The 12,107-nt window shown below is 58.9% G+C and carries 12 protein-coding genes and 1 pseudogene; all 13 read left to right on the forward strand.

Annotated elements, in window-relative coordinates; genetic code table 11:
• Positions 1–17 precede the first annotated feature (17 nt).
• Positions 18–731, forward strand: a complete 714-nt coding sequence (locus tag PQR53_RS03310) for a TetR/AcrR family transcriptional regulator (protein ID WP_408451119.1) — start codon at positions 18–20, stop codon at positions 729–731.
• Between the two features lie 13 nt (positions 732–744).
• Positions 745–1,224, forward strand: a complete 480-nt coding sequence (locus PQR53_RS03315; RefSeq protein ID WP_408451120.1) for a nuclear transport factor 2 family protein — start codon at positions 745–747, stop codon at positions 1,222–1,224.
• 226 nt (positions 1,225–1,450) lie between these two features.
• Entirely contained in the window at positions 1,451–1,969 is a 519-nt protein-coding gene (locus tag PQR53_RS03320) for a hypothetical protein (RefSeq protein ID WP_408451121.1), read from the forward strand.
• Between the two features lie 380 nt (positions 1,970–2,349).
• Complete coding sequence (locus tag PQR53_RS03325; protein WP_408451122.1) at positions 2,350–2,604, forward strand: hypothetical protein; 255 nt, start codon at positions 2,350–2,352, stop codon at positions 2,602–2,604.
• Between the two features lie 897 nt (positions 2,605–3,501).
• A complete protein-coding gene (locus PQR53_RS03330; protein WP_408451123.1) occupies positions 3,502–3,945 on the forward strand; it encodes a MarR family winged helix-turn-helix transcriptional regulator in 444 nt (147 codons plus the stop codon).
• Between the two features lie 25 nt (positions 3,946–3,970).
• Entirely contained in the window at positions 3,971–4,378 is a 408-nt protein-coding gene (locus PQR53_RS03335; RefSeq protein WP_408451124.1) for a DUF1398 domain-containing protein, read from the forward strand.
• A gap of 373 nt (positions 4,379–4,751) precedes the next feature.
• Entirely contained in the window at positions 4,752–7,151 is a 2,400-nt protein-coding gene (locus tag PQR53_RS03340; RefSeq protein ID WP_408451125.1) for a HAMP domain-containing protein, read from the forward strand.
• A gap of 32 nt (positions 7,152–7,183) precedes the next feature.
• Positions 7,184–7,918, forward strand: coding sequence for a methyl-accepting chemotaxis protein (locus tag PQR53_RS03345; RefSeq protein WP_408451126.1), 735 nt, complete (start codon positions 7,184–7,186; stop codon positions 7,916–7,918).
• Positions 7,915–8,454 (forward strand): hypothetical protein, encoded by a 540-nt coding sequence (locus PQR53_RS03350; RefSeq protein ID WP_408451127.1) that lies wholly within the window; start codon positions 7,915–7,917, stop codon positions 8,452–8,454. Before PQR53_RS03345 ends, PQR53_RS03350 begins: the two co-directional genes overlap by 4 nt.
• A 37-nt stretch (positions 8,455–8,491) precedes the next feature.
• A complete protein-coding gene (locus PQR53_RS03355; protein WP_408451128.1) occupies positions 8,492–9,463 on the forward strand; it encodes a chemotaxis protein CheX in 972 nt (323 codons plus the stop codon).
• A 20-nt stretch (positions 9,464–9,483) separates the two neighbouring features.
• Positions 9,484–9,849, forward strand: coding sequence for a response regulator (locus PQR53_RS03360; RefSeq protein WP_179739790.1), 366 nt, complete (start codon positions 9,484–9,486; stop codon positions 9,847–9,849).
• A 130-nt stretch (positions 9,850–9,979) separates the two neighbouring features.
• The gene (locus PQR53_RS03365; protein ID WP_408451129.1) at positions 9,980–10,834 is read left to right on the forward strand and encodes a class II glutamine amidotransferase; all 855 of its coding nucleotides are present in this window, start codon (positions 9,980–9,982) and stop codon (positions 10,832–10,834) included.
• 28 nt (positions 10,835–10,862) lie between these two features.
• Positions 10,863–11,005: pseudogene (locus PQR53_RS03370) on the forward strand (IS5/IS1182 family transposase); the annotation flags it as partial.
• Positions 11,006–12,107 lie beyond the last annotated feature (1,102 nt).

A 12,107-nucleotide genomic window follows, 5' to 3' on the forward strand; every position in this document is an offset into this window, starting at 1 on the left:
CGTTCTACCCTTCGCATATGGCTACTCGAAACCCACCTGAATTGGCTGCGTCAGGCAGCGCGCGTGAAAGGCTGCTCGATGCCGCGGAAGCGTTGATCTACGCCGGCGGCATCCATGCAACCGGTGTCGACGCGATCGTCAAGGAATCCGGCACCGCGCGCAAAAGCTTCTACACGCATTTCGAATCGAAAGACGCGCTGGTCGCTGCCGCGTTGGAGCGGCGCGACGAACGCTGGATGAACTGGTTTATCGCGGGCACGCTGCAACACGGCAAGACTGCGCGCAGCCACCTGCTCGGCATGTTTGACGTGCTGCGCGGATGGTTTGCGTCGGAGGACTTTCATGGTTGCGCGTTTCTGAATGCGGCCGGTGAAATCGCTTCCGCGGAGGATCCGATCCGGATCGTCGCGCGTGAACACAAGGAACGCCTGCTTGCGTTCGTGCGAACCCGGTGCGAGGAATACGCGGCCGAATCGGGCATCGACGCCCGCCGCGCCGCGCGCCTGTCGCGCCAATGGCTAATCCTGCTCGACGGTGCCATCGCCGTGGCGCTGGTGAGCGGCGAGGCCGACGCCGCGCTCGACGCGCAGGCCGCCGCCGAAGCCTTGCTCGACACGGAAACCGCAAGCGAATCACCCAAAGTCACACCCAAACGCGCACCCAAACCCGCCCGCAAAACTGCAAGCAGATCCCCGAGCAAACGACCGCCATCCCGGCGCACCACAACCTGACTGAGGAACCACCATGGCTGACCCGATCGAAACCCGCCCACCGCTGCCCCCATTCACGCGCGAAACCGCGATCCAGAAAGTGCGCGCCGCGGAAGACGGCTGGAATACCCGTGACCCCGAGCGCGTGTCGCTCGCCTATACGCCGGATAGCGTGTGGCGCAACCGTGCCGAATTCACGCATGGACGCGCCGAGATCGTCGGACTGCTGCGCCGCAAATGGGCGAGAGAGCTCGACTACCGCCTGATCAAGGAACTTTGGGCATTCACGGACAACCGTATCGCCGTTCGGTTTGCCTACGAATGGCACGACGATTCGAACAACTGGTTCCGGTCCTACGGCAACGAAAATTGGGAGTTCGACGAGCATGGACTGATGGCGCACCGTCATGCCAGCATCAACGATCTGCCGATCCGCGAGGCCGACCGTCTTTATCATTGGCCGCTCGGCCGCCGTCCCGACGATCATCCGGGTCTGTCCGACCTCGGCCTCTGACCTTTCACGAACATTAAAAGGTAGACGCTTGTCGCGTGTTCACCGTTCCGCCATGGGTTCTCCGTTATTGTTCTGATTTCCAGCCCGCAGGGCACGTCCTGTGCCCGCGCGCCCGAGCGTGTCCTCAACATGGCCTGTGCGGGTTGAGGTACAGTGCGCGACGGACGGCAAGCAAGAATACTCAGAACGTGGATGACACCGGCGCTCGACCGGTGACGGAGAACACATGCATTTTCGGCAGCTAAAGAAAAAGATTCGACACACGGTCGTCGCGCTTGTCGCGAGCCTGGCTGCGGCCTCCGCGGCGCACGCGGGCAACTGGTGCGATGGCGGCGTATGGGTCGACGCCATGCTTGGCTCGTATCACATCAATCCTGACCCAAATACCCATTTCAACGAGTTCAATCCCGGCCTTGGCGTCGAATGCTGGCTCAACAATCAATGGGCGGTGACCGGCGGCGGCTTTCGCAACTCACTGCGGCGGCCCTCGTACTACGGCGGCGCCGTCTGGGCGCCTGAGTTCGCGCATTGGGGCATCGTGCGGATCGCGGCGATCGGCGGGATCATCTCGGGCTATAACTACGGCAACTGGGGTCTGGGGCACAACCATACGATCGGACCGGTCGTCGCGCCGATCGTAATGCTCGAATACAAGCGTGTAGGGGCCAACTTTATTGTGATTCCGCCGATCCCCTCGGACAATCTTCCATTCACGATCGGCTTTCAATTGAAAGTGAAGTTCTGATCTGGCGCAATTAGCGCTGGGCCTGGCGTAGAAAGCCGCTTGCGGGTGCGTGGCTGGTACCCGTTGAAAAGATTCGCTACCGCTTCGGCATCCCGCGCGCTATAACACGTATTTGCAGGGCGATTATTACGTGTCGTAGGGTCCACAAAATCCGTTGACACTGCCAGTTCGCACGCCATCTTGCGCCCCGGGACCTCGGCTCGGCGCACTGCTCTCCGCATGCTCATCACGACCTAAAACTTTGGCTTCGGGCAATTCGGCCGTAGACCGAAGCGCGCCTTCGCGCGTTCGAAAATCCCGTATCTCTGTTGTTTGACTTCCGGGCATGCGGCTAACTATTCGCACGAGTGAAAAATCCACCCTGAATCAAGGAGCTAAAAGTGAAAACACGACTAATGGCGGCTTCTGCCGCCGGACTGCTTGTCATGGCCGGCTTCGCGCATTCGCAAAACATGCCGGAGCCTCAGCAACCCAACTCACAGGAAAACGCAGCGACTCAGCCCGCGGCCTCGCCGTCCGACACCGGGACGCAGGCATACGGCGGCATGCCGGACACTAAAATGCAGAGCGGCTGGAAACATACGAAGCCGTGCAGCACCGATCCGCAATGCAACATCTTCTTCGGTGGGAGTTAACAAACATCGGTGCCGTGCGGAGAATAAGGGGCAAACGGAAAACGGGACGCGTGACTGACGTCAACCGTCTTGCGCAACCGTCGAGTCAAAACGTGGGCGATTCCCAGAACGGTGAGGAATTCCAGGAGACGGCGCCACCTCGCTTCATGTGGCAGGTGATAAACGGTGAGGAATTCCAGGAAATGACATCACCACGGCCAAAGGTGAGCGATTCCAGGAGATGGCGCTATCTCACTCAACGGTGAGGAATTCCAGGAGATGGTGCTGTCTCACTCAACCGTGAGGAATTCCAGGAGATGGCGCTGTCTCGCTCAAACGGTGAGGAATTCCAGGAAATAACATCACCACGGCTAAAGGTGAGCGATTCCAGGAGATGCCGTTAAATCAATTAAAGGTGAGCTGCGTCATTGGCAACACATCACACTGCCCGAAGGTGAGTTATTCCAATAGCCGAGCAGCACCGTGGAAGCATCCAAGACATTTAAGGTGAGGCGTTCCAGGAGATCACTCACAAAAGGTGAGCGCTTCCAGGAGGTGAGCAACTGCCGTGTTGAACCCGCACCTGAAAAACGGTGAGGATTTCCAGGAAATCCTCCTCTTGGCAGCCGACCGCGAAGCACCATTCAAACAGCCTTCAAAGAAGCACGCAAAAATCCATAGGTGAGAATATTCAGGAGCCGGCGAGGTGAAAATATCGCCACCTGTCTGCGCACTTTGACCTCTAAGGTGAGGGAATTCGGGAGCCCGCGCCCGGGCCTTCCCCGATCAAGTTTATGACGAGCTTGACATTGGTTTCCTAGGAAACTAATATTCGATCAACGCTCATCAGATACCCATCCTTCGATGCCCAGTTCCCGCCATAAAGACAACGTCGCTAGCCCATCTCGCAAGAAACCGGTGAGCGACCTCGAAGCACATGTCGGCTACTGGTTGCGCTTCGTGTCGAATCACGTGTCGCATGGTTTCCAGATGAAAGTAGAGGCGCATGGCGTGACGGTTTCCGAGTGGGTGCTGCTCCGTGAAATTTACGGTTCCGGCCCGACATCCGCCACGGCATTGGCCGCGCGCACCGGCATGAGCAAAGGCGCCGTATCAAAACTGCTGGCGCGCATCGAGGCCAAAGCGCTCCTCGAACGCGCGACTGTCGAAGAAGACCGCCGCAATCACGTTGTGGCGTTGAGCGCGGCAGGCAAGAAGCTCGTGCCCGAACTGGCGCAACTGGCCGATCAAAACGATGAAGAGTTTTTCGGCCACCTGCCCGCCTCGGTCAAGGCGACGCTTGTCGGCGTGATGAAAGACATCGTCGCCGTCCATGGTCTGAAGGCCGTTCCCGTCGAGTAAATACGCAACCCTGTTGGAGATAGACATGTCCGCAAACCTGAACGAGGCAAGCCGCCGCATTGCTGAAGACTGCGCGCAACGCTCGCACGCCGGTTCGATCGATTTCGGCTCGATCGTCCGCGCGCTCGGTGAGACTGGCATTGAATCGTATTTCACCGATTACCGGCGCGGCGAGCACGCTTACTATGCGTCCGGAGGCGAGACATATTCGATCGCTTTGCCGATCGCGGAGGCCGCTATCGCCGACGCATTCGATGCGGATGCAGTTAATCAGGCCGTGCGCGGCGCACAAAGCGGAGCGGTCAAATATCCGGAGTTCGTGCGCCGAACGATGGCGGCGGGATGCGTGGGTTATTTCGTCTGGATCGCGGGACGCCAGGTGCAGTATCTCGGCCGGCGCGGCGAAATTCACGTCGAGCACTTTCCCCAATGACACCCAGCGCTGTGGCGAAGAAATCAAGGCGGCACTCTGCGTGAGACGTCGAAGCATTTGCCCTCGATCCGCTGACACTTCTAACGCCATGCGTTTGCCGTCCATTTTGCGGTGTGTGCCAGCACACCGCACGCTTTTGTAAAAGCGCGGCGTATTGCAGCACGCAAATCAAAGAGCGTCAGTTAACGACATCAAAATCAAAAACTTTAGCGGAATAGTTAACCCCACGGGCGTGGCGAAAAACCGTGTAGTCATCGCTTAGTAATATCCTTCAGCAATACTCGGCAGCGCTGTAAGGTTGATTTGGATTTCGTAAAAAACGCGCTGCTCCGATCGAGAGCTGACGCGAAGGCCAGACCCTCGGGGGGTTCACATGACTATCCGTCAGCGCATCACATTACTCGTGGTTTTAATGTTCGTCGCCTTGTCGGCGATCGGCGGCTACGCCATGTATCAGACGCGCGCAAGCGCAGCCGAAGTGCGTAAAGTGACCGAGGGCGTCGTCCCTAGCGCGCTCGCTTCGGCCGATCTCGTCTCGCAGGTCAAGGACGTGCAACTCGCCACCATGACCCTCGTCTACGCACCGGACGCCAATATGGTCGCCCAGGCACAAGACGAACTGAAGAAGAAAAAAGACCTGCTGCAGCAAGGCCTCGCACTGCAAGCCAAGGATGCCGCGAGCCACGCGCAGGAAGGTCTCGTGTCCCAGGCCAAAGACAGCCTCGAGAACTACTTCTCGGCGATCACCGAGACGGCGAAAATGAAAGCCGACGGCAAGAACGAACTCGCCCAGGCGTATCTGTTCGCCAACGTCGCACAGTATCGCGACGAACTCGAAGGTATCGTCGAAACCCTGCGCGTCGAAAAGAATCGCCAGAAAGACGAAGCGATCAGCACACTCAACGCCACGCTCGCCACCACCACGACGGCCATCGCGATCGTCACCGGTATCGCGATTATTCTGCTGACTTCGTTCGGCTCCCTGCTCTACCGTCAGATCACTCGCCCGCTCAGCCGCATGCAAGCCATGATGAGCGAGATCGCATCGAGCCAGGATTTCACGCGCCGTGTGCCGGTGGGCCGGCTCGATGAGATCGGCCATTCGATCGTCGCCTTCAACGGCATGATCGAAAAGATCCAGGAAAGCTCGGCGCAACTCAAGCAGAAGACCGCCGACATTCAGGCGATGTTGCAGAACATGCAGCAAGGGATTCTGACGGTGATCGACGGCGCCGTGATTCACTCGGAGTATTCGGCGTATCTGCAAGACATCTTCGAAACGAAAGACATTGCCGGGCGCGGTTTGATGGACCTGGTGTTCTCGGATACCGATCTCGGCTCGGACGAGCTCTCGCAAGTCGATGCAGCCGCGCACGCGTGCCTCGGCGAAGACTGCATCAACTTCGCGTTCAATCAGCATTTGCTGGTCGGCGAAATTTCGAAGCGCATGCCCGATGGCCGCGTGAAGATTCTCGACCTCAGCTGGTCGGCGATCACCGACGAGAACGACGTCATCGTGCGTTTGATGCTGTGCGTGCGCGACGTCACCGAACTGCGCAAGCTCGCCGCGCAAGCCAGCGAACAGCGCCGCCGTCTCGACATGATCGGCGAGATTCTCGCGGTGAGCGAGGAGAAGTTCCATCACTTCATCGAAAGCTCAGCGGGCTTTGTCAGCGAGAACGAGCGGATCATTCGCAAGCATTCGGAAGCGGATCACGCGGCGATCGCCGAGCTGTTCCGCAACATGCACACCATCAAGGGCAATGCGCGGACCTACAATCTCGCGCATCTGACGAACGTCGTCCACGAAACCGAACAGAGCTATCACGAACTGCGCCAGCCGGACGCGGACCGCTCGTGGGATCAGGAACACCTGATGCAGGAACTGACGCGCGTGCGCGAGGCGATCGAGAGCTACGCGAACATCAACGAGCAAAGCCTCGGCCGCAAGAGCAAAGGCGGCGCGAACAACGCCGGCAATGCGAGCCGCTACGTCATGGTCGAGAAGAAACAGATTCAGCAGACCTTGAACATGCTGGATAAGACCAACGCAGGCGAACTCCACGATTTGCAGGCGATGCGCGATGCCATGCGCCAAACCTTGCGCGCCCTCGGTAGCGAAAGCGTGCGCGATGCGCTGTCCGGCGTGCTGGACTCGCTACCTTCGCTCGCGCAGGAGTTGGGCAAGCCGGCGCCGACGGTGCGCATTGACGACAACGGCTATCGTCTGCGTGGCCAGACGGGTGCCATGCTGAACAACGTGTTCATGCATCTGCTGCGCAATTCGATGGATCACGGCATCGAGACTGCCGAGGAGCGCAGCGTATACGGCAAGACGCCGGCCGGCGCGATCGATATCGAAGTGGGCGTCGACAGCGGTGCGCTGCAGATCACGCTCAGCGACGACGGCCGCGGCCTCGCGCTCAAACGGATTCGCGGCATTGCGCTCGAGCGCGGCTGGATCGGCAGCGGCGAGCACCTGAGCGACGAAGCCATCGCCGAATTCATTTTCCGGCCGAGCTTCTCGACGGCCGCCACGGTCACGGAGGTATCGGGCCGCGGCGTCGGCATGGACGCCGTGCACGAATTCCTCAAGCGCGAGCACGGCCACATCGAACTGCGCTTCACCGACGATCACAAGGGCGCATCGTTCCGCCAGTTCCAGGTGATCGTCTGCCTGCCGGATAGCGTCGCTGTCGATACGCTGGGTGCGCAAGCGCGCGGCGAATCTAGCCATCGCGGCGAACTGCAACTCGACGCGATGGCGGATTGAACGCGAGTCGACGGACTTAGGAAGGGTGGGTTGTGATTCAACAGTATGTATTCGCTGCAGTGGCAGGCAGTACGGTGACCGCGTTGCTGGCGTTTGTCGCGCACAAGCTGCGTAGCGCGAAGCTGACGGCGCGCCTGCGCGCCGATGCCGATGCCAGGATCAAGGCGTTGTCGGAGGAACGCGCCGAGCAGGATGAAGCGATCCGCGAACGCGAACAGGCCGCGCAAGATATGGAAGCATTGGCCACGCAATTGCGCGAAGAACTGATGCAGCAATCGACCAGTCTTGACGAGCTTCGCGCAACGCTGAAAGCAGCGACCGACGATAAAGACCAGTGGGCGTATCAGGCGCATCAGATCGCCGGCGAAGCCGCGCGCCTGAAAGGTCTCGGCGCAACCTTCGAGCGTTGGCACGAGCAGATGATCTCGCTGATGACGCAGAACCACGACATGCACGCGAAGAATCAGGAGCTGTCCTCGATCGTTCGGCATGTGGTGATCGTTTCGCTGAATGCGTCGATCGAAGCCGCGCGCGCCGGATCGGCCGGACGCGGTTTCGCGGTGGTGGCAAGCGAGGTCCGGGCGCTTGCGGCGCGGTCCGAGGAATTGTCGAAGAGCTATCGCGACAGCCTGCACCGCAACGATCTGACCACGACCTCCACGTTCCAGGACATTCAGGCGGGCGGCAAGATGATCGCGGCGTCGCTTGCCACGGTCGAGTCGCTGGCCAATCAGTTTCAGGCGAAACTGCACCAGGTGCCGGCGTGATCTCGGGCAACGCGAAGGACAGCTTCGATCGCATTTTTCGCAAGGCGGCGCAGGCGCGTTTGCCGATGAATGGTGCCGATACCTGCGAGATCGTGCCGCTCGACGAAGCCGGCCTGGGCGCAACGAAGGACACTCAGGTGGTCGTGCTGACCATCTCGTCGATCGTGTTCAGAATGCTGCTGATCCTTCACTTCGACGAAACCGACAACACTCGCAACTACTATCTGAAAGAGGCCAACGAGCAGCCGTTTCAGGAAGTCTTTCTGGAAATCTGCAATCTGTGCAGCGGCGCGATGAATCAGGAACTGCTGCGTTATTTTCCGGACCTCGGCATGTCGACGCCTTATGTGCTGAGCGCGCGTTGCCTGCCGCATCTGCGGGAATTGAAGCCGGCGTTTCTATCGTCGTATTCGGTCACGCTTAACGGCTCGGTGCAACTCGCCGCGACGGTTTGCGTCTGCGCCCACGCGCCGATCGACTTCGTGGCGGACACGAGTGTTGTCGAAGAAACCAGCGGTGAGCTTGAGTTGTTTTGATCATCGAATTGATATCCGCAAAGAGCGGGGACGCGACATGAACATCAATAAGCCGGTCAGCAAGGTGCTGGTGCTGGACGATTGTCCGATACATAAAGACGCATTGAAGCGCTTCTGCGACGAGAACAATCTGGTCGGTGTGAAAGTTGGCAAGAACCGCTTGCAGTCGGTATTGCGCTCGAATATCGATCTGGGCGCGGTGCTGTTCGCGGAAGGTTACGGCGGCTCGCCTGAGGCCAGCGCCGAGATCGCGATCAGGATCAACGCGGTGCGTCCCGAGCTGCCGATCATCATGCGGCGGGACCGCGATCCGGGCGTCGACAGTTTGCCGGAGAGCCTGCGCCGCGTGATCTGTGCCGCCTACGTCGCGCACGATATGGCGCCGTTGCGCCGGGTGATCGACGAATACATCTTCAGCCTGGATTACCCGAACGCGCTGGTGCGCGGCATCTCCGACCTGACCCAGGCGATTCTCGGCGACGTCTTCAAAGACCTGACCATCACGAGCGACACGCCTTATATCGTGCGTGACCGGATCATCTTCGGCGAGGTGTTAAGCCTGATTCCGCTGGAAAGCGCGTGGTGCCGCGGCTACATGATGATGCAGGCCGAAGAAGCGCCGATTCTCGACTTGCTCGACCGTTACCAGATGATCGACCAGCCGAAGGACGGCGAAGCGGACTTCCGCGATCTGAATAGCGTGCTTGGCGAAGTGACGAATCTGATTTGGGGTTCGTTCAGGAACCGCTATGTCGGCGACGCGGATGCATCGCTGCGCAGCCAGGTGCAGGTGCCGCTGCTGGTGAATCACAAGCATAAGTACATCTCGTTCGGCAGCGGCAATCCGCAGCTGTGTTTCATGTACTCGCTGACGGACCCGCATTCGGGCCGCTCGGTCAAGTTGTATCAACGTTTCGTGTTCAGCCTGAGCTGGTCGCCGGAGGACTTCAAGGAAGTCAACGACGACGTCGGCGCAATGGTCGAAGCGGGTGAACTGGATCTGTTCTGAATGTTGTCATAGGAAAAAACATGTCGAAAATTCTCGTGGTGGATGATTCGAGCACGGTGCGCGACGAAGTGGCCGGCTTTCTGAAGAAGAACGGTCTGGACGTCGACACGGCTGTAGACGGCAAGGACGGCCTCGCCAAGCTGAAGGCCAGCCCCGGCATCAAGCTGGTGATCAGCGACGTCAACATGCCGAACATGGACGGCCTGACGATGGTCGAGAAGATCCGCGGCGAACTCGCGAACACGAGCGTCAACGTGATCATGCTGACGACCGAGAGCAGCCCGGCGATGAAAGAGCGTGGCAAGGCGGCCGGCGTGAAAGGCTGGATCGTCAAGCCGTTCAAGGGCGAAGCGGTGCTGGAAACGTTCCGTAAGCTGGCGAGCTAAACACGGCAAGCAGGGCGGCCGCGCGCAAAGGTGAGGTTTTTCGGGAGCCCGTGCGCGGGTGCATGCGCAGGTGATTTGCAAAGCATGATTCGCTATAACGGCGGCGCTGGAAACACGCTAGTCTGCGAACATGTGCCAATTGCTCGCCCTCAGCTGCGCCGAACCCACCGACGTCAGTTTCTCGCTGACGGGGTTTGCCGCACGTGGCGGGCTCACCGACCATCATGTCGACGGCTGGGGCGTGGCGTTCTACGAAGATCGCGCGTGCCGCGTGTTCGTCGATGAAAAGCCCGCGTATCAGTCGCCGGTGGCGCAGTTTCTGAAGAGCTATCCGATCAAGTCGCGCAATGTCGTCGCGCATATTCGCAAGGCCACGCAAGGCGGCGCACGCGTGGAGAACTGCCACCCGTTCATGCGCGAGCTGCGCGGCCAGCAATGGGTGTTCGCGCATAACGGCGACCTGCAACCGCTCGGCGAACCCGAGGCCGGTCCGTATGCACCGGTCGGCACGACCGATAGCGAAGCGGCATTCTGCTTCATCATGAATCGCCTCTACGCGCATTTCGCCACTCAGGCGGACGCGGACGTGGACGACATCGACGCCGCCTTCGACGTGATCGAACAGGCGACGCGCACGCTGAACCCGTATGGCATTTTCAACTTCGTGCTCTCGAACGGCAAAGCGCAATTCGCGTATTGCTCGACGCGGTTGTCGTACGTGATACGTCACTGGCCGTTTTCGAGCGCGCGTCTCGTCGACGGTGACCTGACGGTGGATTTCTCCGAGCGTGGCACGCCGGCCGATCGCACGGCGGTGATCGCTACCACGCCGCTCACCGATGAAGTCTGGACCGCCTGCGAGCCGGGCGATCTGCTGATGTTCCGCAGCGGCGCGTTGGTGCGGCGCGCGCACGTTCCCGTTCCCGCCGAAGTCCTTGCGACCTCGAAATACGCGCCTTCGGAATTGTCAGCCGTTCCGGCGTGATATCGCTTCAGCAGCGTAAATTTCGCTGTGGGAACTGGTCTACCAGCAAACGCAACGATGGCTGAACGCAGGTTGCTTCGAGGCGACGGTCAACGATTTGCGTTCGATGCTGCGCGCGGCGCAAAAGCGTCAGCCCAGCCCAGCGCGGTTATCCAGGATGGACGCACGTTGCATCCACATGCGAAAGCGCCTGCCTGAAACCTTGGCAGGCCTGCACTTCATCGTCTTCGCCATCCTCATGCACGTGCATGTTGGACCGATTATCCAAAGTGCCCAACACGCTCTAGTGCACTGACTAGCCGCTCTTGCTTCCTAGGCGTAGCCCCAGGATTGCCGAATAGTGCCTGCCGAAATCGTCATAGCGTGTTTGTATTTCGTTTATTCGTGCCGATACAGCTAATTCGCCCAGTGCAGCAATGCCGCAGTGGATCTCTTTGTTGCGCGGCCGGGCAGACATAGTCACATTAATCGAAATATATCGGTTAATGTTGCGCGCTTCTATTGCGCGAATTTCATCGAGGTTTCTCAGGCGATGGATTATCACCAACTCGCAAATATTGTGTCAATGATTGGTGTGGTTAAAAATTGTCTGTGATTGTCAATTTGTGTCTTTGAACGCTATTTTCTGCTTCCATCCCAAGCTATTTGGAGATGATTTAATGCATTGATTTTAATGAATATTAATGATTCAGCAAGGTTGCCATCCCGGCCGGGTTTGTCGTGGAATGATTGCTCTAAATATTTTTATCTCATTAAAAAATGCAGGGCAATCAAGCTCGATATATATCTGTTTTAATGGACGGCAGGTTATTCTTCGTGTTATTAACCTGTAATTTACGATCCAACTCCATCGCCATCAGTCAATCGAATGCGGATAATCAGCCTGTTTGGATGCCGTAATCCGGCGCAAGCGCGTATTGAGTCGACAAAGGAGAAAGCAGCTGACTCGAGGGGTCCTGTCCGGTCGCGTGTCGGGGAATTGCTCAATGAGCGAATGGTCGATGAGGGCTACGCAACGATGCACGGCGTTCAGGCGGATCTGGGCGGCGGTGGCGCGGTGTTCGGCCTGATTGGGCTGGATCAATAACTCGCTGGATCTGCGCGCAGCGTTCCGGCAACGCACGTTCACCCCGGAATTTTCCCCGTTTTCCGGTTAAGGCGTGTGCCCGGCTAGCACGGCCTGACTTTTTTCATCAAGGAATCCCCGCTTCATGATAGTGACGTTTCCGCTCGAAGACGATCCGTATTACAGCGCTCCCCCAGCGCAGTCCTA

It is taken from the genome of Paraburkholderia fungorum (genome assembly GCF_046027605.1).
Taxonomy (GTDB): Bacteria; Pseudomonadota; Gammaproteobacteria; order Burkholderiales; family Burkholderiaceae; genus Paraburkholderia; species Paraburkholderia fungorum_F.

Bases quoted from the DNA above. Each gene is read 5' to 3' on its own strand.
- PQR53_RS03310 (WP_408451119.1), top strand. From the start codon at position 18: ATGGCTACTCGAAACCCACCTGAATTGGCTGCGTCAGGCAGCGCGCGT.
- PQR53_RS03365 (WP_408451129.1), top strand. From the start codon at position 9,980: ATGTGCCAATTGCTCGCCCTCAGCTGCGCCGAACCCACCGACGTCAGT.
- PQR53_RS03355 (WP_408451128.1), top strand. From the start codon at position 8,492: ATGAACATCAATAAGCCGGTCAGCAAGGTGCTGGTGCTGGACGATTGT.
- PQR53_RS03340 (WP_408451125.1), top strand. From the start codon at position 4,752: ATGACTATCCGTCAGCGCATCACATTACTCGTGGTTTTAATGTTCGTC.
- PQR53_RS03315 (WP_408451120.1), top strand. From the start codon at position 745: ATGGCTGACCCGATCGAAACCCGCCCACCGCTGCCCCCATTCACGCGC.
- PQR53_RS03360 (WP_179739790.1), top strand. From the start codon at position 9,484: ATGTCGAAAATTCTCGTGGTGGATGATTCGAGCACGGTGCGCGACGAA.
- PQR53_RS03335 (WP_408451124.1), top strand. From the start codon at position 3,971: ATGTCCGCAAACCTGAACGAGGCAAGCCGCCGCATTGCTGAAGACTGC.
- PQR53_RS03320 (WP_408451121.1), top strand. From the start codon at position 1,451: ATGCATTTTCGGCAGCTAAAGAAAAAGATTCGACACACGGTCGTCGCG.